20 protein-coding genes and 1 tRNA gene are annotated in these 25354 nt (G+C 63.4%); 10 read left to right on the top strand and 11 right to left on the bottom strand.

Annotated features, from left to right (window positions below; translation table 11 throughout):
• Positions 1 to 337: 337 nt before the first annotated feature.
• Both H281_RS0122770 and H281_RS0122775 read right to left on the bottom strand, forming a co-directional pair.
• Positions 338 to 1690, bottom strand: a complete 1353-nt coding sequence (locus H281_RS0122770; protein WP_020069449.1) for an MATE family efflux transporter — start codon at positions 1688 to 1690, stop codon at positions 338 to 340.
• Complete coding sequence (locus H281_RS0122775; RefSeq protein WP_027804863.1) at positions 1687 to 1995, bottom strand: DUF2288 domain-containing protein; 309 nt, start codon at positions 1993 to 1995, stop codon at positions 1687 to 1689. The genes H281_RS0122770 and H281_RS0122775 overlap by 4 nt, the downstream gene beginning before the upstream one ends.
• 113 nt (positions 1996 to 2108) lie before the next feature.
• Between H281_RS0122775 and H281_RS0122780 the strand changes: the two genes are divergently transcribed.
• Positions 2109 to 2849 (top strand): pentapeptide repeat-containing protein, encoded by a 741-nt coding sequence (locus H281_RS0122780; RefSeq protein WP_020069451.1) that lies wholly within the window; start codon positions 2109 to 2111, stop codon positions 2847 to 2849.
• Positions 2850 to 3688: 839 nt separating this feature from the next.
• On the opposite strand, the gene H281_RS0122785 is transcribed toward H281_RS0122780, so the two are convergent.
• The 3 genes from H281_RS0122785 to H281_RS0122800 form a co-directional block, all read right to left on the bottom strand.
• Positions 3689 to 4015 (bottom strand): hypothetical protein, encoded by a 327-nt coding sequence (locus tag H281_RS0122785; protein WP_020069452.1) that lies wholly within the window; start codon positions 4013 to 4015, stop codon positions 3689 to 3691.
• 195 nt (positions 4016 to 4210) lie between these two features.
• Positions 4211 to 4927, bottom strand: coding sequence for a peptidoglycan DD-metalloendopeptidase family protein (locus tag H281_RS0122790; protein WP_020069453.1), 717 nt, complete (start codon positions 4925 to 4927; stop codon positions 4211 to 4213).
• Positions 4928 to 5102: 175 nt separating this feature from the next.
• Positions 5103 to 6011 (bottom strand): aldose epimerase family protein, encoded by a 909-nt coding sequence (locus tag H281_RS0122800; RefSeq protein WP_020069455.1) that lies wholly within the window; start codon positions 6009 to 6011, stop codon positions 5103 to 5105.
• Between the two features lie 650 nt (positions 6012 to 6661).
• Here H281_RS0122800 and H281_RS0122810 point away from each other — a divergent pair.
• Positions 6662 to 7492, top strand: coding sequence for an undecaprenyl-diphosphate phosphatase (locus H281_RS0122810; protein ID WP_020069457.1), 831 nt, complete (start codon positions 6662 to 6664; stop codon positions 7490 to 7492).
• Positions 7493 to 7560: 68 nt separating this feature from the next.
• Positions 7561 to 7637 (top strand) — tRNA-Arg (locus tag H281_RS0122815).
• Positions 7638 to 7710: 73 nt separating this feature from the next.
• Here H281_RS0122815 and H281_RS0122820 read toward each other — a convergent pair.
• A complete protein-coding gene (locus H281_RS0122820) occupies positions 7711 to 8094 on the bottom strand; it encodes a DUF427 domain-containing protein (protein ID WP_027804864.1) in 384 nt (127 codons plus the stop codon).
• 260 nt (positions 8095 to 8354) lie between these two features.
• Positions 8355 to 9932: an acid phosphatase gene (locus tag H281_RS0122825; RefSeq protein ID WP_020069459.1), complete on the bottom strand. Its 1578-nt coding sequence runs from the start codon at positions 9930 to 9932 to the stop codon at positions 8355 to 8357.
• Between the two features lie 333 nt (positions 9933 to 10265).
• On the opposite strand from H281_RS0122825, the gene H281_RS0122830 reads away from it, so the two are divergent.
• A complete protein-coding gene (locus H281_RS0122830; RefSeq protein WP_241077905.1) occupies positions 10266 to 11588 on the top strand; it encodes a cytochrome-c peroxidase in 1323 nt (440 codons plus the stop codon).
• Between the two features lie 43 nt (positions 11589 to 11631).
• Here H281_RS0122830 and H281_RS0122835 read toward each other — a convergent pair whose 3' ends face one another.
• Entirely contained in the window at positions 11632 to 11871 is a 240-nt protein-coding gene (locus H281_RS0122835) for a hypothetical protein (RefSeq protein WP_020069461.1), read from the bottom strand.
• A 346-nt stretch (positions 11872 to 12217) separates the two neighbouring features.
• Here H281_RS0122835 and H281_RS0122840 point away from each other — a divergent pair, with 346 nt between their 5' ends.
• Together H281_RS0122840 and H281_RS0122845 are read left to right on the top strand one after the other, a co-directional pair.
• Positions 12218 to 12607: an RT0821/Lpp0805 family surface protein gene (locus H281_RS0122840; protein ID WP_020069462.1), complete on the top strand. Its 390-nt coding sequence runs from the start codon at positions 12218 to 12220 to the stop codon at positions 12605 to 12607.
• A gap of 82 nt (positions 12608 to 12689) precedes the next feature.
• Entirely contained in the window at positions 12690 to 13139 is a 450-nt protein-coding gene (locus tag H281_RS0122845) for an NUDIX domain-containing protein (protein ID WP_020069463.1), read from the top strand.
• A 174-nt stretch (positions 13140 to 13313) separates the two neighbouring features.
• Here H281_RS0122845 and H281_RS0122850 read toward each other — a convergent pair whose 3' ends face one another.
• Positions 13314 to 15023 (bottom strand): glutamine--tRNA ligase/YqeY domain fusion protein, encoded by a 1710-nt coding sequence (locus H281_RS0122850; protein WP_020069464.1) that lies wholly within the window; start codon positions 15021 to 15023, stop codon positions 13314 to 13316.
• A gap of 474 nt (positions 15024 to 15497) precedes the next feature.
• Between H281_RS0122850 and ggt the strand changes: the two genes are divergently transcribed.
• Positions 15498 to 17297, top strand: coding sequence for a gamma-glutamyltransferase (ggt, locus tag H281_RS0122860; RefSeq protein WP_020069466.1), 1800 nt, complete (start codon positions 15498 to 15500; stop codon positions 17295 to 17297).
• Between the two features lie 81 nt (positions 17298 to 17378).
• Positions 17379 to 17939 carry an RBBP9/YdeN family alpha/beta hydrolase gene (locus H281_RS0122865; RefSeq protein ID WP_020069467.1) on the top strand — a complete coding sequence of 187 codons (561 nt, stop codon included), beginning with the start codon at positions 17379 to 17381 and terminating at the stop codon, positions 17937 to 17939.
• Positions 17940 to 17979: 40 nt separating this feature from the next.
• On the opposite strand, the gene H281_RS0122870 is transcribed toward H281_RS0122865, so the two are convergent.
• Positions 17980 to 19200 carry a CaiB/BaiF CoA transferase family protein gene (locus tag H281_RS0122870; protein ID WP_020069468.1) on the bottom strand — a complete coding sequence of 407 codons (1221 nt, stop codon included), beginning with the start codon at positions 19198 to 19200 and terminating at the stop codon, positions 17980 to 17982.
• A gap of 345 nt (positions 19201 to 19545) precedes the next feature.
• Between H281_RS0122870 and alaS the strand changes: the two genes are divergently transcribed.
• A complete protein-coding gene (gene alaS / locus H281_RS0122875; protein ID WP_020069469.1) occupies positions 19546 to 22170 on the top strand; it encodes an alanine--tRNA ligase in 2625 nt (874 codons plus the stop codon).
• Positions 22171 to 22405: 235 nt separating this feature from the next.
• Here the strand turns inward: alaS and H281_RS0122880 are convergent, their stop codons facing one another.
• A complete protein-coding gene (locus H281_RS0122880; RefSeq protein ID WP_020069470.1) occupies positions 22406 to 23365 on the bottom strand; it encodes a LysR family transcriptional regulator in 960 nt (319 codons plus the stop codon).
• A gap of 191 nt (positions 23366 to 23556) precedes the next feature.
• On the opposite strand from H281_RS0122880, the gene H281_RS0122885 reads away from it, so the two are divergent.
• A complete protein-coding gene (locus tag H281_RS0122885) occupies positions 23557 to 25149 on the top strand; it encodes a YbfB/YjiJ family MFS transporter (protein WP_027804866.1) in 1593 nt (530 codons plus the stop codon).
• Positions 25150 to 25354 lie beyond the last annotated feature (205 nt).

The following is a 25354-nucleotide window of genomic DNA, read 5'->3' on the forward strand; positions in this document are numbered from 1 at the left end:
GCGGGTAGACTCTCGCGCTCCGCAGCTCCGCAGCTCCGCAGCTCCGCAGCTCCGCAGCTCCGCAGCTCCGCAGCTCCGCAGCTCCGCAGCTCCGGCGCTCACGCCTTGCGTTCCTTCCCAGAAGAGAGACTACCGTCCATGTTCCGTGTTTCGATGATTGCCTTGTTCCTGAGTGCCAGTGTCGCGGGTTGTGCAAACGAACCATCCGGCCACCACGCGGCCCCGCCGCAGGATCCTGCCGATTATCATGGTGTGCCCACCGACACCCGCCCGCCCGCGATGGTGCCCGCGCCCGTGGCGCGTTGAACGCGAGCGGAAAACCGACGGGCCCTCGCCGCTACGCCCCCACGCTCGCCACCACTTTCGTCAGATGACGCGCAAGCGTCACGCCACGCGCGGCCATGAAGACAAGCATCGCGGCCCACAGGCCATGGTTGCCGTACAGCATGAGCAGCGGCCACGAGGCGCCGACGAAAATCGCGAACGACAGGACCATCGACGTCATCAGTTCTCGCGTGCGTGTTGCGCCGATAAACACGCCGTCGAGCACATATCCGCCTACCGACACCACCGGCGAGAGCGCCGCCCAAGGCAGATAACGCTCGGCCGTGGCACGCACGGCTGCCTGATCGGTCAGGCGCTCGACGATCCACGAACCCAGCCCGGCATAAACGAGTGCGAAGCCGAGCGCGCCGAGCGCCGACCATAGCGCCGTAACCTTGATGGCCTGGACAAACGCGTGCCGGTCGCGCGCGCCGATTGCCGCGCCGACCAACGCCTCAGCGGCGTGTGCGAAGCCGTCGAGCCCGTAAGCCATGAAGGTCTGAAAGTTCAGCAGCAGCGCGTTCGCGGCGAGCGTCGCGTCGCCCTGTTTCGCTCCGAGGTGCGCAAACCAGCCGAACGACAGCAGCAGGCACAGGGTGCGCAAAAAGATATCGCGATTGAGAACGATCAGGCGCCGCAGCGCCGCGGCGTCGAAGAGCGCCTGCCGAGTGAGGGCGGGCAGGCCGCGCGTCCTGCCGTGCCACAGCAGCGCGGCGCCGAGCACGAAGCCGAGCGCGTCGGCGGTGGAAGTAGCCGCGCCGATCCCCGCAACGCCCCAATTGAACACATACACATACAGGAACACCGCGACGATGTTCACGCCGTTGATAAACACCTGCGACAACAGCGCGAGACGCACGCGTTGCGTGCCGAGCAGCCAGCCGAGTACCACGTAGTTGCCGAGCGCGAGCGGGGCGGCCCAGATGCGCGCGTGGCAGTAGAGGCGTGCGTTGCGCTGCACGGCGTCGCTTCCGCCGATGGCGCGCAAAGCGTAATCGATCAGCGGCACCTGTAGCGCGAGTATTGCGGCGCCGATCGCGGCCGCGAGCAATAGTGCTCGCACGACGTTATCGCGCAATGCCGCGTGGTCGCCCGCACCGTGCGCCTGCGCGACGAGGCCGGTCGTGCCCATGCGCAAAAAGCCGAAGCCCCAGAACACGAAGTTGAAGAAGAGTCCGCCAAGCGCGACGCCGCCGAGATACGCCGCTCCGTCCAGATGACCGGCGACGGCGGTATCGACGGCACCGAGAATCGGCTGAGTCAGATTGGCGAGAACGATTGGAAATGCAAGCGCAAGCACGCGGCGATGCCAGCGCACCGGCAGCGCGGGCGCCGTATGTTCGACGCCTGACGCCGCTTCGCTCAATGGCGTTCCTGCACGCAAATCCACGGAGAAACGACCACGGCCCAAAGGTCAGGGTCGCGCGCGGCGAAGTCCGCGGCGGTTTCGGACTGCACTCGCTCGACAAGTCCCGCCGACAGCCATTGCGTGATCTGCGCGGTGTCGTCGCTGGCGATGGCTTCGGCCACGCTCACGAGATCCAGGTCGCTAGCGACGCGTAGCAGCATGCCGCGCGCGAAGAAGCGTTCCAGTTCCGGCCAGCCGATTTTCGCTGTTTCGGCGAGGAGCTTGGCGTACAGGGGGCTATGGGCGGCGTCGTTGGAAGTCATCGTAAGCGGGTTCTGGCGGGGGTCGATACTATAAACCATCGGCGCAAGCAGCCGGCGCGGCACGCATTCCGGTACGCTTAAGCCCTTCGCAATTCGTCCGATTCTGAACCTTCATGTCACTCGATTCAACCGCGCCGGCTCCGGGCGCGCCAGTTCACGAAGTGGCCGACGCCACGCTCACCCGCGCCGACGTCGAGCAACTGATCGCGGCAAGCGCCGTCGCGAACAGGCAGGCGAGCGCCGCGCCGCTCGTCTTCAACGATTGCGATCTGGAAGGCGCCGATCTTTCGCGGCTCGACTTGCGCGGCGCGCAGTTCCACCGCTGCGCGCTTGCCGAGGCTTCGTTTTTCGGCGCAGCGCTTGCGCAGACACGCTGGGTTCGTTGCCGGGCGCGCCAGGCCGATTTCGCATCGGCGGATCTCGTTGATGCTGCATTCCAGTCGAGTGATCTGAACAACACGGACTGGCGGCGCGCCAAGCTCGCGTCCGCGTCGTTTAGCAGCTGCAAGCTGACCGGCGCGAACTTCGAGGCGTGCACGGCGCTGGGCCTGAGCTTCGTCGAAACGCTGCTGGTCGGCGCGCACTTGCGCGGACTGTCGTTCCGCAAGGCGACGCTGCATCAGCTCGATTTCTCCGACGCCGACCTCGCGGGCGTCGATTTCCGCGAGGCGATTTTCGATGGCGGCAGCCTCAAGGACGCACACTTGAAGGGCGCGCGGTTCGACGGCGCCGATCTGCGCGAGGCTGACTTGAGCGGCGTGCGGCTGGTGGACGCGGCCCTCTTCAAAGGCGCGACAATTTCGCATCTACAGGCTGCGGTGCTCATCACCGAGCTGGGATTGCGAGTCATGTAAAGCCACCGCGCAACCCGGCCGGATTATGACTTTCGGCCGACTTGTGCGGAACCGCACGAATGACTAACATCTGATTTATTCAACGCCTGAAACCTGGGATTTTAAGCGGCTTATTTGTCGGTGGATTTGAGGCGAGTTTAGAGTTTCGCCATTCGCGGATTCTCATGAGGGGTTATTGGACGTGAGCAGCGCGTGCTGATTCCGATTATTTAATTGAATTGGTGCGGTGGCGCACCTAGCGTTTTTAACACCAACGGTCCGCGAATAAGGCGAGGCGCCAGCGCTGGAAAGAGAGGCGCCTTATTTGTCAGCCTTGCTGAGGCGGAGTGATCCCGAGCCTTGCTGCGAAAGGGTTTGCGGGCGTATTAACATGTTTGAACCGCCGGGATTATAACCTGCCGTCTGCCGGGCTGGCCTGATTTATTAGGCGGTTATTGCCTATGTTTTCGGTTCACATAATGCGAAATCCGTGCGTCGCATCACATTGCTGTCGAAATTAAGATATTGCGCTTGTAAAACCGGGTTGTTAAATTTCGTTCTGGCGCATGGTGAACCGGTCCTTTGCCGATATGCGCCGAACCCCCGTTAGCCCGGCCTCGCGCCGGGCTTTTTTTTGGGCAGACCTTTAATTGCCGTCACCGCGATTACACACCACGCGTGGATCATAAAAGCTTACCTTTTCTTTCCTAGGTTATGACTTGGGTAATCATATTCGTTGCCGCGTGGCCAATTGCATTCGGAGCGTTGCTGGCGTTCGCCGCACGCATCGAACCGCGGTCGGGGCGTTGGGTGCGCGGCCGGCTGCACTTCGTGCAACCCGGCAGCGTGGTACGCATGCCTTACTGCTTACAGCGGATCACCATCGAGCGGTTTTTCACGTTCGCCCCAAAAATTCCGCCGACGGTGCCGCCCGAAGTCGCGCCGTTGTCGACATCTTTCGATACGACGTCGTAGCCATAATTGCCGCAGACTTCGCCGGCGCGCTTGTAGCATTCGGCCCAGCTCGTGCTGGCGTCGCTGCCGCTGCAGTTGATCGCAAAGCCGGTGTCGCCGCTTGGCAGATAAGTCATGTTGGTGGTGGTCGAGCAGCCGCTGAGGCTGCCCAATGTCAGCAGGCCCACGCTGATCGCTGCGGCCGTCGCCACGGACGCAAATGCGCTCTTCATTGCAGATTCCCTTACAGATGACATGAAAGACGTGGCATGAAGCCACGCGTGTCGGATTGAGCGTTTATAGCACGCAGGGTTCCCCTGTCAGTCCGTGTAACGCGGTGCTCCGGATGCGCGGACTGTAGCGCCGCGAGCCAGGCGGCGCGCCAGCAGCAGGCTGTCGCCACGCCTACGTCGCGTCTAACGTCACGTCTAACGTGCGGGCAGCGCACGCGACGGATCGATCGAGCGGCCCTGATAGCGCAGCTCGAAATGCAGCATGACCCGATTGGTATCGGTGTCGCCCACCTCGGCGATTTTCTGGCCTTGCGCGACGGTTTCGCCTTCCTTCACGAACAGCACGCGATTGTGCGCGTAGGCGGTCAGATACTCCGCGTTGTGCTTCAGAATCAGCAGATTGCCGTAGCCGCGCAGCCCGTTGCCCGCGTAGACGACTGTGCCCGCCGCCGCCGCAACCACAGGCGTGCCCGCTGGAGCGGAGATGTCGATGCCCTTTGAATTGCCGCCGTCAAAGCCGCGAATGACATTGCCGTTGGTCGGCCACACGAGCGAGATCGACGACGCCGGCGGGGAAGAGGGCGCGCTCTCGACCGGCGCGGAACGCGGCGCGGCCGAAGCACTCGCGCTCCCGTTGCCGCTGCTGCGCACGGCGCCGTTCGTCGAAGCCGCGCCGTTGGGCGGATCGACACGCAGTACTTGCCCGACCTCGATGCTGTCCGGGTTCGTCAGGTTGTTCCAGCGCACGATGCTTTGCACCGACTGGTGGTGACTACGCGCGATCTTCGACAGTGTGTCGCCCCGTTCGACGCGATAAAAGCCCGGCCCCACCGGCGCCGATCCGCACGCGGCGATGAGCGCCACCAACGACACGCACGCGAGTCGTTTGATAATTCTTGTTGTTTCAGACATTGGACCTCGCAAAGCGCTGCCGCGCGCCGATCCCGATCACGCGGCAGGTAGATACAAAGCGTCCGATTCTAACGGTTTTGCGTTGCAGCATCGGAAAAACGGGCATTGGGCGCGCTCGGCATCTCGCGCAATCGAGCCGCGCGCACGTGACCGCTGCCGCCCGTGTGACCGGAAATTAGTCGAGTTTTCCGACGCTGATGCGCAGCGCGGCAACCTCGGTCTTGCCCGGATCGAGCCAGCGCAGGCCCATGCCGTTATGAATCGCGTCGGGCAGCCCGAGCCACGGTTCGACGCAGTAGAAGTCGGACTCGGCCGCTTCCGTCCATGTCGTCACCGCGTACCAGGGCACGGAGTTCGGCCGCTGCAGATCGATGGTGACCACCCGACCGAGCCCAGGCGCGATCAACCGTACTGGTCGTTCCGGTGCGCCCGTGAGGCAATGGAAGCGGTCGTGAATGCGTGCTTCGTCGAGTGTGTAACGCGCTTCGCCCGGCTCGGCCGCGCTGATCGAGCCGTCTGCCTGCTGGAAGCGCCTTTCAGTGCGCGGCAATTCGAGCGACGTCTCGGCACGTTGCCGGTGCGGCAGCGTGAAGTAGAAGTGATGGCCGGCGTAATAGGGCAGCGGTGCGTCGCCGGTGTTGGTGGTCGTCAGCGTGACTTCGAGCGTGTGCGCGTCGATCAGCGTGTAGGCCGCCCCGAAGCGGAAGCCGAACGGATAACCGCCGCGCGTGGCGTCGCTATCGGTGAGCACGAGGCGCAGGCCCGCGCCGTGCACGTCGGCGTGAGGGTCGAACGGAAGGTCGCGTGCAAAGCCGTGCATGGGCAGCTCGCGGACCGTGCCCTGCGCGTCTCGCCAGTAGCCGATCTTGCCGTCCACGCGATGACGCCCGAGAAACGGAAACAGCAGCGGATTGCCGCCGCGGATGCGCGCGGGCTGACTCCAGTCGGCGTGCTCGGGCCAATGGATCACCTCTTCGCCGTCGATGATCCACGAAAGCAGACGGCCGCCGGCTTGCGGCGCGAAGCGGAGCACGGAGGCGTCCTGAGCGATTTCGAGAATGTCCTGCTGCGGTGAAAGAGGCATGGTCGATGGTGTGATGGAGTAAGTGGTAGACGCGCCGGACGCGGCAGCCGCAGCAGCCGCGACTTCCGGTACCGGCGGAAACGACGATTTTGCTCTGCTTTACGCTACGGGGAAACCCTTCTGGGGAAATTGCGGGTGTCGCAAGCGGCCGATCGTTGCCGATAATCCGTCTCACTGCCCGGTGATATCTACCGCCGGGCGAGATCGCTCAGGAGGGGTTATGGATCTCGCAATGGCAATGGGTGTCGCTCTCTTCGGCATGTTCACTGCAAGCACCGTCTACTTCTTTTACAAGCTCGATCGCTGATCTGGGTGCTCGCCCGCTGTTTGCTCGCTCGCTTCAAACGATGCGTCGCGTCGCCCATGCGAGCGGCTTGCATTTCGTAAGCTTGACGACTTCTCGAACGCGCTCATCCCGCGTTCGCCGTTAGGCGATTGAAAGGGCTGCGGTCTCTCTGCGGCCCTTTTCGTTTGCGTTTCGCGTAGCGACAGTCTTATGTCGTGACGCAGCGCGTCAATATCTCCCCGAATGTGGCCCAAACGCTTGGCGCTGACTTGCCAGCCAGGCATAATCGGTGCGCTTTTTAACGCGCCGGGTAATTCGTTGTGCGGCGCGCTGTCCCCGACATCTTCCTTACAAGGACTGCCGCGTGAATCTGTCGTTTCTTATCTTCCTGAGCGTGCTGCAAGGCGTGACCGAACTTTTCCCGGTGAGCAGCCTCGGTCATACGCTGCTCGTGCCAGCATTGTTCGGCATGCATATCGATAAACACGCGCCGCAGTTGCTGCCGTTTCTCGTCGCCTTGCACCTCGGTACGGCCTTCGCGCTGCTGTGGTATTTCCGCGAACGTTGGTGCGCACTCGTACGCGGCTTCTTCGCGTCGTTTGGCGGCCGCCGTAACGACGATGCTCACATGATGTGGGCGCTCATCATCGGCACGATTCCGGCCGGGCTCGTCGGCCTGCTGCTCGAGAAGCGGCTAGAACGGATTTTCCACGACCTGCGCATCGTGGCAATCGCGCTGATCGTCAACGGCGTGCTGTTGTGGCTGGGCGATCGCCTGCAGCGTTCGCGCGCGCATCAGGCGCCGGAGAAAATGGGTTTTGGCCAGGCGTTCCTCGTCGGCCTCGCCCAAGTCGGCGCGCTGATTCCCGGATTTTCGCGCAGCGGCCTCACGATGATTGCCGGCAATGCCGCTGGCCTCACGGCGGAGAAAGCCGCGGAGTTCTCGTTCCTGCTCGGCACGCCGATCATTTTCGCAGCCGGTTTGCTTGAGGTACCGAAGCTTTTCCATGCACCGGGCCAACTCGCGGACGCACTGCTCGGCGGCGTGCTGACCGCCATCGCCGCGTATCTGAGCGTGCGTTTTCTGATGCGCTATTTCGAAGGCCGCGGACGTCTTGCTTCGTTCGGCGTGTACTGCGTGATCGCGGGCATCGTGTTCCTTGGCTGGTTTGCGCTGCATCCGCAGCCGGTCTGATAATGTGCGATGTGCCCGCCGCGTTCTGGCGGGCATGAGGCGATCGGTTATAATCCGGGCCGACCTTTGCGGCGGTAGCTCAATTGGATAGAGCACAGGTCTTCTAAACCTGAGGTTGTGAGTTCGATCCTCGCCCGCCGCGCCATTGCCCGCATGTCAAGAATCCCATCTACCGAATCCGGTGATGGGATTTTTTTATTGCCTCGCGTTCTCCCGCGTTACGACAGCGCTTGCACGTCGATCGAATCGACGCGGTCCGGATAGAACGCGAGATGTTGAGCTATCTCTTTCACAGCCGCATACGGCGACTCGTAGGTCCACACTGCATTGACCGCGCGCTCCCCGCCCGGCGTGATGCTGTAGTACGCACACTCGCCTTTGTACGGGCAGTAGGTCGTGTGGTCGGTACGCGCGAGCAGGTTCATGTCGGCGTCGTTGCGCGGAATGTAATACACCGCCGGATAAGACGCTTCGCGCAGCACGAGCGCCTTTTCCGTGTCGGCGATCACGCGGCCCGCCACCGTCACGACAACGCGAGCCCGCGCGGGCTCGACGCTAATCGGATGATCGGCGCCGGGGACCTTGATGGTTCTTTCAGTCATGCTGTCGAACTCCTGATGATCGGGCGAAATGACGTCGACGCAAACCGTCGAGCCTGTAGCGCAGCATACGCTCGTCGAGTCCGATGCGCCGCGCCGAAGGTCACCGGCCATCACGCCCATATCACGGCTGCGGGTCTATGCGTCGCGCCAATCAATCGCGCCAATAAATCGCGCCAATAAAAATGGGCAGCCGAAGCTGCCCGTCGAAAGCCGCGCCGCAAGGCCGGCTGTTGCTTACCAGTGCCGCTGCGCTGTCGCGCTTACTGCCTGACGTTCAGTGCGGCGGTCAGATCGCCCATCGGCTTGCCGCCGTTGGCGACGAGCGCCGAGTCGCGCGCCGCGATGCCCGGGAGCGTCGGCAGCGAGAAACGGTGCGTGATGAAGCGCAGGATCGAAGTCGTGTCGTATTGCGTGTGATCGACGAAACCCTTCTTCGCGAACGGCGAGATGATCAGCGCCGGAATACGCGTGCCCGGACCCCAGCGATCGGCCTTGGGCGGCGCGACGTGATCCCAGAAGCCGCCGTTTTCGTCGTAAGTGACGACCACCAGCATGTTGTTCCACTGCGGGCTCTTCTGCAGATGCGAAATCACGTCCGCGATATGCTGGTCGCCCGACGCGACGTCGGTATAGCCCGGGTGCTCGTTCAGGTTGCCTTGCGGCTTGTAGAACGTCACTTGCGGCAGCGTGCCGCTGTCGATCGCCTTGATGAACTCCGTGCCGCCGAGGCCGCCGTCCAGCAGATGCTGCGAGCGGTTTGCCGTGCCCGGTGCGAGATCCGCGAAGTAGTTGAACGGCTGATGATGCGGCTGGAAATTAGGCGCCGTCAGGTTCGCGCCGTAAATCACGTTCGACGTGCCGTTCTGGGCGGCGCTCAATGCCGCGCCCCACGCGCCGCCGTACCACGCCCACGACACCTTCGCATTGTTCAGCAGATCGCCGATGTGTTGCTGCGTCTGCGCGGGCAACGTGGTGGCTGCGCCCGGATCGGCGAGATTCGCGTCGCCGCCCGAGGCCGCTTTGTTGCCGCTCGGCTGATACGGCGGCTGCATCGTGTTGATCGCGTAGAAGTCAGGCGTGAGGTTGCCGGACAGCACGAACTTGGGCGGCCCATTGAGCGACGAAGCCGGCGAATTGGACGCAACCTTGAGCGTCACGCCGTCGCTTTCGACGGCCGAAATCGAACCGGCCGCCGGGCTCTTGTCCGCGTTCGGATAGGTCGGCGTGCACGCGCACACGAGCCACTGGTGATTCAGAAACGAGCCGCCGAATGCGCCCATGAAAAAGTTATCGGCAAGCGTGTACTGCTGCGCGATTTTCCACAGCGGCAGCTTGTCCGCATTGAGCGTGTAATGGCCCATGACGAGGCCGCCCGAATCGGCCCATGCGGCGAACTTGTCGTTCTTGCCGCCGTCGATCTGCATCTGGTTCTCATAGAAGCGGTGATACAGATCGCGCGTCGTCGCGGTGATCGGCGTGTTGAAACCGTTGGGGTCGTCGATCGCGAACGGGCTGTTCGGCAAGTTGGCCGTCATGGCCTGCGTGACGACCGGCGTCACGCCGGTTTGCGTGAGGCCGTTCCAGACCTGCGGGAGCGTCGCGAGCGTGGAGCCGTCGCGATCCAACTGCTTCGCGCTCGCCGCGCTCACGTTCTGCAGACCGTTGGCGCCGGGGAAGTTGCCGTACAGGTTGTCGAAGCTGCGGTTTTCCGCGTAGATCACCACAACGTTCTTGATCGACGTGATGTCCGGTTGCGTAACCTCGTTGCCGCCGCATGCATAAAGGCTTAACGCTGCAGCGATCGCCAACGGCGCCGCGCAGATCAGTTTCTTGTTCATCTTTGTAAGTTCTCTCTCTCGCGTTGGGGACGGGCCGCGTGCGTTTGATAGCTCGATGACCGCCCGCGAAAGTGTGGCGATGCAATTTGACAGAAAGATGTATTCATTACGAATTGCTTCGGCGCGGCGATTCGCTGTGGGGCGAATGTCATTTGAACGTCATATCCATGAAATACGCTCGCGGACTTCATATCGCACATTCACATCATTCACATGCGACTCGGTCTGACGGGGATCCGGAAAACAGTAGCGCCCGACGTGGCGTTGTCGCGCGCGAGGCCGGCGGTCAACCGCGGAGGTCACGCGATAGCGTTTTCGTTCGTGGTTGCGGGAATGGCGGTGAGCATGAGTCTCGCTGGCTGCGACGCGGGCGCGCCGGCCGCTGCCGCGGATGCGGGTGCGAGTGCCGCCCATGCTTCGGTGGATTCCGCTGCGGCCGTCGTGCGGGTCGCGGCGCATGAGGTGGCACATGAGGTGACGCAACCAACGCCGCAGCAGGCGACGTCGGGCGGTGGCCAATCGCGCGCACAAGTCTACGAATCCGTGCGGCAGATGACCGCGGTCGGCAAGCAGCTGTTCTTCGACCCGTCGCTATCCGGTTCGGGCAAGCTGGCGTGCGCGTCGTGCCACAGTCCGGACCACGCGTTTTCGCCGGCCAACTCGCTGTCCGTGCAACTGGGCGGCGGCGACATGCACCGCACCGGCATGCGCGCCGCGCCGACGCTCAAATATCTGCAATCGGTGCCGGCGTTCGCCGAGCACTATCACGAGCCCGACGACGAAGGCGACGAAAGCGTCGATGCCGGTCCAACCGGTGGCCTCACGTGGGACGGCCGGGTGGATCGCGGCAGCGACCAGGCGCGCATTCCGTTGTTGTCGTCGTTCGAAATGGGCAGCTCGCCGGCGAAAGTCACCGCCGCGATCAAGGCTGCGCCATACGCGGGCGCCTTCCGCGCCGCGTTCGGCGAACATATTTTCGATAGCGACGACGCGACCTTCAAAGCCGTGCTGCAAGCGCTCGAAACCTTCGAGCAAACGCCCGAAGTGTTCTACCCGTACACCAGCAAATACGACGCTTATCTGGCGGGAAAAACGCAGCTCACAAAAGCCGAGCTGCACGGTTTGCAACTCTTCAACGACGAAAAGAAGGGCAACTGCGCGAGCTGTCACATTAGTCAACGGACGCTGGACGGGGCGCCGCCGCAGTTCAGCGACTTCGGGCTGATTGCGATCGGCGTGCCGCGCAATCGCGCGCTGCCCGTGAACCGCGATCCGCGCTTCTACGATCTTGGCGCATGCGGCCCGGAGCGCACCGACCTGAAGGGACGCGCGGAGTTCTGCGGCATCTTTCGCACGCCGACGTTGCGCAACGTCGCGTTGAAGAAGAGTTTCTTCCACAACGGTATCTATCATTCGCTCGAACAGGTTCTGCACTTTTATGCCGAACGCGACACGAACCCGGAGAAGTTTTATCCGGTGTCGAAGGGGAAGGTCCAGAAGTTCGACGATCTGCCGCAGCGCTACTGGGCGAATCTGAATACGGAGCCGCCGTTCGACCGCAAGCCGGGCGACAAACCTGCGCTGAACGACGCAGAGATCAAGGACATGGTGGCGTTTCTGAATACGCTCACCGATGGCTACAAGGTGGGGAACTGACGAAGAATCTTCGGGAGCGGCGCGCCCGAGGTGATCCGGCGCTTCAGATAGATGCGCCGGCGACGATGCAGAAACAGGCGGCGAGCAGCAGCGCAAAAGAAACGAGCACGCATGCGATGCCGGCGCGCGTCACGAGGTTCGGCCAGCGGGGACGGCGCAGTCCGTCGATCCGGATGATGGGCCGCGCGAGACCGGGATCGCGTCGGATAGCGACCGGCACGAGCGCCACGCAAAGCAGCGCGAGTGCGACGGCAAAGGTTTCCAGTGCAACGGTGAATTCCATGATTGGGCGTTTGAAGGGAGCAGTGCGAAAGCGCAATACGGCCAATCTTAGGAAAGCGTGACGCACGGTGATATGGGAGCCATCCTAAAAATAGGAGCGACTAAATCAGAGTGATTAGGTAAGAGCGGCTAAATGAGAGCGACTGCGGGCCGCGGGCCGTAGCCGCGCATCGCGCATCGTTTTCCACGGGCGATCGTTGCGTGGAAGGGGAACGGGTCACCTCGGCGCAGCGCGCCCAAGCTGTCGCGACGGACATGCTATGCTTTTGGGGTCCAGATCAACAGCGGCCATCAGTGCGCTCGAGACCGCCCAAAAACGCAGTAAAACGTATCCGAGGAGCCCCTTCATGTCGATGCGAACTCGTGCACTCCGTCAACTGACCGCCGCCGGTCTCCTGCTTGGAGCGGCCATCGGCGCGCAAGCGGCGAATCTCGGTTTCCTCAACGACACGCCGATCAGCTACATGAAAGAGCGCGACGTCGAGTCGATCAAGCAGGCGGTCTTCGCCGCACTCGATCAGAAGCAGGACGGCGAAAGCATCACTTGGGTCAATGAAGGCACGCGCAACAGCGTGAAGATCGACGCGACCATTACGATCGCGAGCACGTCGAAAGAAGGCGAGCGCACGTGTCGCGACCTCGGTGTCGTGCTCAATGCAAAAGGGCAGTCCATGAACCTGCGCCCGCAGTTCTGCAAGCAGGGCGGCGGCAAGTGGCAGTTGCAGAAGAAGAACTAGGCATGCATCCAGTCGTTGGAATGCCGGCGGGTCGTTCGCGAGCCCGCACGGATGCGGTGAGTCGGACTGGGTCGGGGCGGCGATGAGTCCGCGGATCGTCTCGTGCGGAATCGTGCTACTCGATCCCGAAGGCCGCGTGCTGCTCGCGCATGCCACCGAGACATCGCACTGGGACATTCCGAAAGGTCATGGCGAGGAAGGCGAGGCCCCGCACGTCACCGCGCTGCGCGAGATGGTCGAAGAGACCGGAGTCGCAATCGGGCCGGAGCGTCTGAAGGATTTGGGCCTCTTTGTCTACCGGCGCGACAAGGATCTGCATCTGTTCGCAGCGCGCGCCACCGTCGATGAACTCGACCTGAGTTCCTACACATGCACGTCGCTTTTTCCGCGCCGCTCGGACGGTAAGCTGATTCCCGAGATGGATGCCTATCGCTGGACCGCGCCCGACGAAGTGGAAAAGTACGCGAGCCGCAGCCTCGCGCGGCTCTTTCAAACCACGCTTTCACTGACGGAATTGCATCGGTCGCTATAGCGGCGCGGCAGCGCTTCTGCTGACGATTCCCGACGCGAGAAGGCACGCACAAAGAAAAAGGCGTGCATCCGATGAAACAGATGCACGCCCTGGTCGATCATTGGTGCGCGGCTAACGCCCTCTGAAGCGGCGACTTGCCGTTAGCCGTTAGCCGTTAGCCGTTGGCTTCGCCGCTTACGCCGGCTTGCCCCAACTGTCGCGCAAACTCACGATCCGGTTGAACACGGGCTTGCCCGGCTGCGAGTCCACACGGTCCGCGACGAAGTAACCGTGACGCTCGAACTGATAGCGCTGTTCGGGCAACGTGCCGTGCGCGCCAGGTTCGAGGTAGGCGTTGACCACGCGCTTCGAGTCGGGATTCAGCGCTTCGAGGAAGTCGCGGCCGCCTGCGTCCGGTTGCGGTTCCTTGAAGAGGCGGTCGTAAATTCGCACTTCGGCCGGGCACGCGGCTGCCGCGCTGACCCAGTGAATGTTGCCCTTGACCTTGTAGTTGTTCGCGCCCTCGGTGCCCGAGCGGCTGTCCGGGAAGTAGTTGCAATGGACCGCGACGATGTTGCCGTTCTCGTCCTTCTCCGCACCCGTGCATTCGATCACGTAGCCGTAGCGCAGACGCACCTTGTTGCCCGGGAAGAGGCGGAAATAGCCCTTCGGCGGGGTTTCGGTGAAGTCGTCGCGCTCGATCCACAGCTCGCGCGAAATCGGAAACTCGCGCATGCCCTGTTCCGGATGATGCGGATGCACCGGCGCGCTGCACGGCTCGGTGAGGCCCTCAGGGAAGTTGTCGATGATCAGTTTCAGCGGGTCGAGCACGGCGGCGATGCGCGGCGCCTTTTCGTCGAGATCGTCGCGCAGTGCGCCTTCGAACACGCTCATGTCGATCCAGGAATCGACCTTCGTCACGCCGATACGCTCGCAGAACAACTGGATCGACTCAGGCGTGAAGCCGCGACGCCGCACGCCGACGATGGTCGGCATGCGCGGATCGTCCCAGCCATCCACGTGGCCTTCGTTCACGAGTTGCAGCAGCTTGCGCTTGCTGGTGATCGCGTACGTCAGGTTCAGACGCGAGAATTCGATTTGCTGAGGCAGCGGGCGCGTGAAGATACCCGCTTCGGCCAGCTCGTTCAGAATCCAGTCGTACAGCGGACGGTGGTCTTCGAATTCGAGCGTGCACAGCGAATGCGTGATGTTTTCCAGTGCGTCCGAAATGCAATGCGTGTAGTCGTACATCGGATACACGCACCACTTATCGCCCGTGCGGTAGTGATGCGCGAAGCGGATCCGGTAAAGCACCGGATCGCGCATGTTGAAGTTCGGCGACGACATGTCGATCTTCGCGCGCAGCACGTGCTCGCCTTCCTTGAACTCGCCCGCCTTCATGCGGCGGAACAGGTCCAGATTTTCCTCCACCGAACGCTCGCGGAAGGGCGAGGGCGTGCCGACCTCGGTAGCCGAGCCGCGGTTCGCGCGCATTTCCTCGGCGGACTGGCTGTCGACATACGCCTTGCCGCGCTGAATGAGCAACTCGGCGAATTCGTACAGCTTGTCGTAGTAGTCGCTCGCGTAGTAGAGGTGTTCCTTGCCGTCTTTCTGCCACTCGAAGCCGAGCCAGCGCACGGCGTCGATGATCGAATCGACGTATTCGACGCTTTCCTTTTCCGGATTGGTGTCGTCAAAGCGCAGATGGCATACGCCACCATAGCTGCGCGCCACGCCGAAGTTCAGGCAGATACTCTTGGCGTGACCGATGTGCAGATAGCCGTTCGGCTCGGGCGGAAAGCGCGTTTCGACGCGCTGGCCCCACTTGCCGGTACGGTTGTCGTCGTCAATGATGTTGCGGATGAAATTGGATGCCGCTGGCGCGTCGTTGCGTTCGGTATTCATGCGAGATGGTGAAAGTCTGTCGGGGGCGCGCAATACGCCCACTTATCCGACAATTCTACCTGACGAGGCACGATGCGGCAGGCGAGTGCGGCGCGCAGCCGACGTTCGAGCGGCTTTCATGGCGCGCCGCGCCGCGAGTTATGCGGGGACTCGCGCGGCAGTTCGGGCGCAGTTCGATGCGCAGACCGGCTGTAACAGGAGGTAAATCGTTTTGTTCCGCGCCTGACAGCGACTTAGCATGCCGGTCGGCGCGGGTCTGCGCGGGCGCAAGAAACGCGCTTTGCCGTCAGGCCGCCGCGCGCCGCCCCGGGCGGCCACGTCGGCGCCTGCCGATCATTCAAGAACGGTGCAGGATGCGCCGTGGCGGCGCATCCGCCTCGCGCTGCGCTCACGCAAGCCGCACGTTCCGTCTCGCCTTGCTCGGACTTTTTCCGTTCGTGCAACATGGCGCCCTAAGTTGCCGGAGTTTCTCGGATGCCAATCTTGACGCACGACGCGCCTTGCGCGCCCTTTGCCTTTACTTCGTTTGCGCGATTGATCGCGGCCGCCACGTTATCGGCCACGTTCGCTGCGTGCATCGTCGCGCCCGCCGCGGTGTTCGCCAAAACGCCGCAGCCTAAAGCCGTGTTCGATGCATCCGCGGTGGCCGCGCCGGATCGCTACAGCGCCGACGCCGCGCAGCAAATCTTCGCCGCAGGCGGCAACGCGGTGGACGCCGCCGTGGCCATCGCGTTCACGCTGGCCGTCACGCGGCCGGACGCCGGGAACCTCGGCGGCGGTGGGTTCATGACGCTGTTCGTCGACGGCAAGCCGTATTTCCTCGACTACCGCGAGCGCGCGCCGCAACAGGCGACGCGCGACATGTATCTCGACGACAAAGGCAACGTCGTGCTGGGCATGAGTTCCATCGGCCATCGCGCGGTGGCTGTGCCGGGCAGCGTCGACGGTATGTGGCAGGCTCAGCAGCGTTTTGGAAAGCTGAAGTGGAAGCAGGTACTCGCGCCCGCCATCCGCTACGCCACTGAAGGCTTTCAGGTCGATCCCCGGCTCCAGCAGCAGCGTGACGCGGCGGCGAAGAATTTCGCCGGCAGGACGAACTTCGACGCCTATTTCTCGGGCATGAAAGCCGGCGCCACTTATCGGCAGCCGGAACTGGCGCAAACGCTCACACGGATTGCGAGCGACGGCGGCCGTGAGTTCTACGAAGGGCGCACCGCCGATCTGCTCGCGCAGCAGATGTACGGGCATGGTTTCGTCACGAAGGGTGACCTGCTGCAATACAAGGCCGTGTGGCGTCAGCCGCTCACTGCAAACTGGAACGGCTATCAGGTATTGACGGCGCCGCCGCCGAGTTCGGGCGGCGTGGGGCTGATCCAGATGCTGAAAATGAAGGCCGATCTGAAGCCGGCTTTCGACGGGCTCGAATTGAACTCTGCGCCGTATATCCATCTGGTCGCGCAGATCGAAGACCGCGTGTTCGCCGATCGCCAGCAGTACCTGGGCGACCCGGATTCGTACAAGCTGCCGGTCGATAAGCTGCTCGACGACGCCTATCTTAGCCAGCGCGCCTCCGAAGTCAGTGCGGACGAAGTGCCAGGCGCGACGCCGGTCAAACCCGGCCTTGGCGACGCGGTACCCGAAAAAGCGCAGACCACGCATTTCTCTGTGGTGGACAAGTGGGGCAACGCGGTGTCGAACACCACGACGCTCGACGGCGAATTCGGCTCGGGCGTGGTGGTCGACGGCGCGGGTTTCCTGCTCAATGACGCGATGGACGACTTCGTGACGAAGGCCGGCGCCGCAGGCCCATCTGGCTCGACCAGTGCGACGGCTGCGACCGGTGCCACGGGTGCCACGGCTGCCACGGGTGCGGAACTCAACACGGTGGTGGCGGGCCGCCGCCCGCTTTCGTCGATGACGCCGACCATCCTGCTAAAGGACAACAAGGTGTCGCTTGTGATCGGGACGCCCGGAGGATCGCGCATTCTCACGTCGATCTTCCAGGTCATGACCGATCTCTACGACTTCAATATGCCGCCCGGCGATGCACTCGCCGCGATGCGCTTTCATCATCAGTTACTGCCGCCCAAGACGATTTACTTCGAGCCGTATCATCCCATTACGGGCGAACTCGCCACCGCGCTGCAGGACCTGGGCTACACGCTGGAAGGGCAGTCGTTCAACGGCGACGTGCAGATGATCCGCATCGACGGCACGACGCCCGAGCCGGCCGCCGATCCACGTGGCATGGGAACAGGACGTGTGATACGTTGAGCGCTCGACGGGTTGCAGCTGGCCACCGCTGATAGCGGTCGGCCGCGATTGCACGCTAAAACAAAATCTACGGGGAACACAATGAACGCACGACAGCCGGGCGTACTCGTATTGCCGGGTTACCAGAACTCCGGCGCAGGGCATTGGCAGACGCGCTGGGAGGCTCTTGATCCCGCATTCGCGAGGGTGCAGATGCCTGACTGGGATTATCCCGTGCGCGATGCGTGGTGCCGCGCGCTCGACTCAGCGGTGGCAGCCGCTGATGGTCCGGTCGTCTTCGCTGCCCACAGCCTCGGTTGCCTGACGGCCGCGTTCTGGGCCACGCAGTATGCGAGCGTCGCGCAGCTCGGCAAAGTGGCGGGCGCGTTGCTTGTCGCCGTTCCCGATCCCGCTGGAGCGAACTTCCCGCAGGACGCGAGCGGATTCGCGCCGGTGCCGACTGAGCGTTTGCCGTTTGCGAGCATCGTGGTTGCGAGTAGCGACGATCCGTACGGCGGCGTGCCGTTCTCGCAAGCCTGCGCAAACGCGTGGGGCAGCCGCTGGATCGACGTGGGTCCCCGCGGACATATCAATGCCGACAGCGGGCTCGGCGATTGGGACGACGCGCGCGGCTGGCTCGCTGCGCTGCGCGCTTCCGCTTGAGCGCGGGACGAGAGCCAGCCCGCGCGGAAGCGGGCATTTCTCAAATCACGGATTGCCCGCGTAACGCCGCGATCCGTTCGTCGCCGTAACCGAGTACGTCGCGCAGAACGCTTTCCGTATGCTCTCCCAGCGTGGGCGGATGCGTGAGCGCTTGTGGCGGCGTGCCCGTCATATTGATCGGATTGCGCACCAGCTTGACGGTGCCGCCCGACGGATGCGGCAGATCGACCTGCATGCCGCGCGCCACCACCTGCTCGTTTTCGAACACTTCGGCGAGATCGTTGATCGGACCGCACGGCACACCGGCTGCCTCGAGCGCCGCGATCCAGTCCTGCTTGCCCTTCAAGCGGACCATCTCTGCGAGGATCGGCACGAGCACGTCGCGGTGTCGCACGCGCGCGGGATTGGTCGCGAAACGCTCGTCTTCGGCAAGTTCCGGGCGTTGGCCCACCTCGACGAACTTGCGGAACTGGCCGTCGTTGCCGACCGCGACGATGATCCAGCCGTCGCTCGTCTGGAACGTCTGGTACGGCACGATGTTCGGATGCGCGTTGCCCCAGCGGACTGGCGGCTGACCGCTCGCGAGGTAGTTCGAATTCATGTTGGCGAGCATGGCGACCTGAACGTCGAGCAATGCCATGTCGATATATTGGCCTTCCCCGGTGCGGTCGCGGTGCGTGAGAGCCGTGAGCACGGCGATGGTCGAATACATGCCGGTCATGAGATCGGCAATCGCCACCCCGGCCTTTTGCGGGCCGCCGCCAGGCTGGCCGTCGCGCTCGCCGGTGATACTCATGAATCCGCCGATCCCCTGTACGATGAAGTCGTAGCCCGCCCGCTGCGCATACGGTCCGGTCTGCCCGAATCCCGTCACGGAGCAGTAGATCAGATCCGGCTTCACTTCTTTCAGCGACGCGTAATCGAGGCCGTATTTCTTCAGTTGCCCGACCTTGTAGTTCTCCAGCACCACGTCGCTTTGCGCGGCCAGTTCGCGAATGATCCGCTGACCTTCCGGCGACGCGATGTCGATGGTCACCGAGCGCTTGTTGCGGTTCGCGGCGAGATAGTAAGCCGCCTCGCGCGTGTCCGTGCCCTCGGGCGTCTTGAGGTACGGAGGGCCCCAGTGCCGCGTGTCGTCACCCACGTCGGGGCGTTCGATCTTGATCACGTCTGCGCCGAAATCGGCAAGCGTCTGCGCGCACCAGGGGCCGGCGAGCACGCGGGTGAGATCCAGCACGCGGATATGACTGAGAGCGCCCATGTTTGTCGATGTCTCCTATGTAAGCGGCCGGCGCGCAAGGCACCGTGTATGTGGGCAATCTTAAGCGATTCGCGGGCGCCGGCGCAGTCGGCCAAACGTCATAAGACGAATGACGCGCAATTCTCACAAGCGCTCCAAGAGCCACGCGAGGACCCATGCGCGGCTTGGCGCGTCCTGTGTCTCACACTACCCGGTGCGACCTGGCCGAACGGCTGACCACGCGGCAGCGCGCCGCGCGAGGCCGCCGATCCCGTATAATCAGTCGTTTAAGAAACAAACAGTTGGCGCATCTTCCGATGCCGCCGGTAAAAGTCTGGAAACAGTCAGGACCGTCCCCCGCACGCTATGAAAGCCGCCGAAATCCGCGAGAAATTCCTCAAGTTCTTCGAATCGAAGGGCCATACGATCGTTCGCTCGTCGAGCCTTGTGCCCGGCAACGACCCGACGCTGCTCTTCACCAATTCGGGAATGGTGCAGTTCAAAGATGTGTTCCTCGGCGCGGAGTCGCGTCCGTATTCGCGCGCCACTACCGCGCAGCGCAGCGTGCGCGCGGGCGGCAAGCACAACGATCTGGAAAACGTCGGCTATACCGCGCGCCACCATACGTTCTTCGAAATGCTGGGCAACTTCTCGTTCGGCGACTATTTCAAGCGTGACGCAATCCACTACGCGTGGGAACTGCTGACGGGCGTGTACCAGCTGCCGAAAGACAAGCTGTGGGTCACCGTCTATCACGAAGACGACGAAGCGCACGACATCTGGGCGAAAGAAGTCGGCGTGCCGGTAGAGCGCATCATCCGCATCGGCGACAACAAGGGCGCGCGTTACGCGTCGGACAACTTCTGGCAAATGGCAGACACCGGCCCGTGCGGTCCGTGCTCGGAAATTTTCTACGACCACGGCCCGGACGTGTGGGGCGGCCCGCCGGGATCGCCGGAAGAAGACGGCGACCGCTACATCGAGATCTGGAATCTCGTGTTCATGCAATTCAATCGCGACGCGCAAGGCAACATGACGCCGTTGCCCAAGCAGTGCGTCGACACAGGCATGGGTCTCGAGCGTATCGCCGCGGTGTTGCAGCACGTGCACAGCAACTATGAGATCGACCTGTTCCAGGCGCTCATCCAGGCTGCCGCGCGCGAAACCGGCGTGAGCGATCTCACGAACAACTCGCTGAAAGTTATCGCCGATCATATTCGCGCGTGCTCGTTCCTCATCGTCGACGGCGTGATTCCCGGCAATGAAGGTCGCGGCTACGTGCTGCGCCGTATCGTGCGTCGCGCTATCCGTCATGGCTACAAGCTCGGCAAGAAGGGCTCGTTCTTCCATCGCATGGTGGCCGATCTCGTCGCGCAAATGGGCGGCGCGTATCCGGAACTGAAGGACGCACAACAGCGCGTGACCGACGTGCTGCGTCAGGAAGAAGAACGCTTCTTCGAGACGATCGAGCACGGCATGTCGATTCTCGAAAACGCGCTGGCCGACCTCGAAAAGAAGGGCGGCAAGACACTCGACGGCGAACTTGCGTTCAAGCTGCACGATACGTATGGCTTCCCGCTCGACCTGACCGCCGACGTATGTCGCGAGCGCGAAGTGACGGTAGACGAAGCAGCGTTCGATGAAGCCATGGCGCGTCAGCGCGAACAGGCTCGCGCAGCGGGCAAGTTCAAGATGGCGCAAGGGCTCGAATATTCGGGCGCGAAAACCACGTTCCACGGCTACGAAGAAATAATCTTCGACGACGCGAAGGTTGTCGCGCTTTATGTCGATGGTGCTTCGGTGCAGGAAGTCACACACGGGCAGCAGGCCGTTGTCGTGCTGGACCATACTCCGTTCTACGCAGAGTCGGGCGGCCAGGTTGGCGATCAGGGCCTGCTCGCCAACGCGAGCGTGCGCTTTGCGGTATCCGACACGCTGAAAGTGCAGGCCGACGTGGTCGGTCATCACGGTACCCTCGAACAGGGCACGCTGAAGGTGGGCGACGTCGTCAAGGCTGAAATCGACGCGGTGCGCCGCGCCCGCACGGCCCGCAACCACTCGGCCACGCACCTTATGCACAAGGCGTTGCGCGAAGTGCTCGGCTCCCACGTGCAGCAGAAAGGCTCGCTCGTCGATCCGGACAAGACGCGTTTCGACTTCGCGCACAACGCGCCAATGACAGACGAGCAGATCCGCCGCGTCGAAGAAATCGTCAACGCCGAAGTGCTGGCGAACGCACCGGGCATCGTGCGCGTCATGCCGTTCGACGAAGCGGTGAAGGGCGGCGCCATGGCGCTGTTCGGCGAGAAATACGGCGACGAAGTGCGCGTGCTCGACCTCGGCTTCTCCCGCGAGTTGTGCGGCGGCACGCACGTGCAACGCACCGGCGACATCGGTCTCTTCAAGATCGTGATGGAAGGCGGTGTGGCGGCAGGGATCCGTCGCGTGGAAGCAATCACGGGCGACAACGCCGTGCGCTTCGTGCAGGATCTCGACGCGCGCATCAATGCCGCGGCGGCCGTGCTGAAAGCTCAACCGTCCGAACTGACGCAGCGCATCACCCAGGTGCAGGATCAGGTGAAGCAGCTTGAGAAGGAACTGAGCGCGCTCAAGTCGAAGATGGCGTCGAGCCAGGGCGACGAACTCGCCGGTCAGGCGATCGAAGTGTCCGGCGTGCAGGTTCTGGCCGCCACGCTTGAAGGCGCAGATGTGAAGACGCTGCGCGAAACGGTGGACAAGCTCAAGGACAAGCTGAAGAGCGCGGCGATCGTGCTGGCTTCAGTCGAAGGCGGCAAGGTCAGCCTGATCGCCGGCGTCACCGCGGACGCGAGCAAGAAGGTCAAGGCGGGCGAGCTCGTCAACTTCGTCGCGCAGCAGGTGGGCGGCAAGGGCGGCGGTCGGCCGGATATGGCGCAGGCTGGCGGGACCGAGCCGGCAAATCTGCCCGCAGCGCTTGCTGGTGTGAAGGGGTGGGTCGAAGCGCAGCTTTGATCGGGTTTCGATCCGGCCGTTATGGGCTGGATCGAGCCGAACCTCGTTGAAAAGATCTGAAGTGGGTCACGCGGTGCGCCGGATTGTCGGCGTGGCGGGTGACCCAATTTTTTTGGCTGCGTCGGCGTTCGGTTAGCGTTTCGGGCCTACCGTTGGGGGAGCGAGACACGGCGGCGTGACGCGTCTACCGGCCAATTTCAGATACTCGCTGAGTGTCCAGCGTTGTAGCGAAAAATCAGGCGACGCCAGCGCTCATGTCAGCGCGCACGCCTGGATCAGCATCTGAACCTGCACCCGCAGCCACCTCCACCGTCACAACCCCAGCGCTCTCCTGCGCGACCAGAGTCTGCTTAAGCGCGTTGAGGGCCGACGAAAAATGCCCACGTCGCCAAACGAGCAATGTCTCGATCACACCGATGTCGGGCAAGTCATGCACAGCGATGTTGCTCGCGTCCGCTTGCAGTCCCAGCACCGAGCGGGGCGCAACGGCCACCCCGGCGCCCGCGGCCACGCAAGCCACGATCGCATGATACGAGCCGAGTTCCAGCACCCGCGCCGGCCTCACGCCGTGCTCCAGATACCATTTCTCGATGTAGGCCCGGTAGGCGCAGCCGCGCTCGAACGCAACGAGCGTCGATAGCGCGATGTCGCGCACTCCGCGAATGGGCCGATGGCCGCGCGGCGTCAGCATCACCAGTTCCTCTCTGAACACCGGCACAGTCTCGAACAAGTCGCCAAGCGCCGCCGGGTCCAGTGGTGTTGCCACGAGAGCGGCGTCCACTTCGAATTCGCGCACCCGTTCGATCAGCTTGCCGGTCGTACCGGTTTCGAGTTCAAGTGCGACGTCGGGCCATTGCTGGTGATAGCGGGCGAGCAACCCGGGAAGACGTGTTGCCGCGACACTTTCCATTGTGCCCAGACGCAGCCGCCCGCTCGGACGGTCGGCGCGCACCGCGTGGCGTGCTTCGTCGGCAAGAGCGAGCAGCCGTTCGGCGTACGGCAGCAGCGTCTCCCCGGCGGGCGTCAGCACGAGGCGTCGCCCGTCGCGGATAAAGAGATCCGCCCCGAGCTGCTCTTCAAGCTGTTTGATGCGGGTGGTGACATTCGATTGCACGCGATTGAGCTTCGCGGCGGCGCGGGTCACGCCGTTTTCGCGCACGACTGCCCGAAAAATCGTCAAGGCTGCCAGGTCCACGATTCTCTCCTCGCGATGGATGGTATCCAAATTATTCATTTTCCATGATCAAATCGTCAAGCTAATATGGATACAGCTTCGGCTCAGGCGCCGCCCGCATGCTGGTCGGCATGGGGCCGACCGCGCCGCAGCTCATGTGAGCTGCCGCGCGGCTTCCTGCATGTCGCGTGCGTTTCCTTCAACGGCCATCCATGAACGATTCTGCTTCCCAAGCCCAATTCATGTCCGCGGAACCCCATGCCGCCCGGCGCGCAGCGCTCGCCTGTATGGTGACGCTGGCCGTCGCGCTCGGAGTCGGGCGGTTTGCGTTCACACCGCTGTTGCCGCTGATGCTGCACGGCGGCGGCGTGTTCGGTCAGCCGCCGATCGACATCCAGCACGGCGGCTGGCTGGCGTCGTTCAATTACGCGGGCTATTTCGTCGGCGCTTTGACCTGCGCGGCGTTGCGCGTCGAGCCCGCCCGGATGGTGCGCTCGGGGCTGGTACTGACCGTTTTGTTGACACTGGCAATGGGCGTCACGAGTCAGTTCTGGGTGTGGGCCGCGGTGCGGTTCATCGCCGGAGCGGTGAGCGCCTGGACTTTCGTGTTCGCGTCGCAATGGGGCCTGCGGCGGCTCGCGGAACTTGGTCAGCCTGCATGGAGCGGCGTGATTTACACAGGGCCGGGCGTGGGCATCGTTGGAACCGGCTTGCTGGTCAGCGCGGCGGGCGGTTATGGCGCGACGGTGGGCTGGATCGGCTTTGGCTTGATCTCGGCGGTTCTCACGGTGGTGGTCTGGTCCGCGTTCGGCGCGTCGGCCGCTTCCGGTTCGGGTGCTGAGAATGCGCATCGCCGCTCTGCGCCTTTAGTCAATGAAAAGGCGATGGGAGAAAGGCCGGCTAGCGGATCGTTCACTGGAACGGTAGGAGGCGCCGGTCAACGCACCGGCCAACCACGTACATCCAGCTTTGGCTCGGCGACGCGCGGCCCAACGGCGGCGCCGGAGGGTCTGGCTGCCGCGAACTCCGGCGTAACTACGGCAAAGAGTTTTGCCACCGCCGCGCCTGACGCCATCGAAGCAAACGTCTCCGCCGCTGCAACCGCCGCTGCAACCGCACATGCAACAGTAGCGCCCAGCCCTGCCCCGGCAACGCCCAACGCCGCCGCGCGAAGCGACTATGGCCACGCAACCCGCCCGACCGTGAGCAACGAGCGTCGCAGCCATCCCGCGGACGCTTTCTGGCTCGTCGTCCTTTACGGTGTGCCCGGCTTCGGATACATCATTACCGCGACGTTTCTGCCGGTTATCGCCCGCCATGCGCTGCCCGGCTCGCCGTGGCCCGATCTGTTCTGGCCGATGTTCGGCGCCGCGTTGATTGTCGGTGCATTGCTGGCCGCGCGGCTGCCGTTGCACTTGGACAATCGCGTGTTGCTGGCCGGCAGTTACGTGTTGCAAGCCTGCGGTATCGCGCTCGGCATTGTCTGGCCGACCGCGGGCGGCTTCTCACTCGGAAGCATTCTGATCGGCGTGCCCTTTACTGCAATTACCTTGTTCGCGATGCGCGAGGCACGGCGTCTGCGCGGCGACGACGCGGCCGGCCTCATGGGCTATGCCACTGCCGCCTACGGCCTCGGCCAGATCATCGGACCACTCGTCGCCGCGCCGATCGCCGCGCATACCGGCTCGTTTTCGCCGGCTTTGTGGCTGGCGGCCGGCGTGTTGTTGCTGGGGGCGGGCGGTCTTGTAGCCGTCGCCAGAATGCCTCGCGGGCGAGGGCGCATGCCGGAGTGCGGCTGCGGTTAAAGCCGCGGTTGGACACCTGCGGTAAGTTCGCCGACCGCCGCGCAGCCCGGTGATGAGACGACGCGCCGTCGCGTCCTCCGGTTGCATACTCTCGCTTGGAGACTGGCGGCGGACGCCTTGGTAACTCTGCCGACGGTCGCGCAGCCCCGTGACGAGACAACGCGCCGTCGCGCCCTTCGGTTGCATACTTGTCCTTGGACACCGG

The sequence above is a fragment of the Paraburkholderia caledonica genome (assembly GCF_000383275.1).
GTDB classification, from domain to species: Bacteria; Pseudomonadota; Gammaproteobacteria; order Burkholderiales; family Burkholderiaceae; genus Paraburkholderia; species Paraburkholderia caledonica.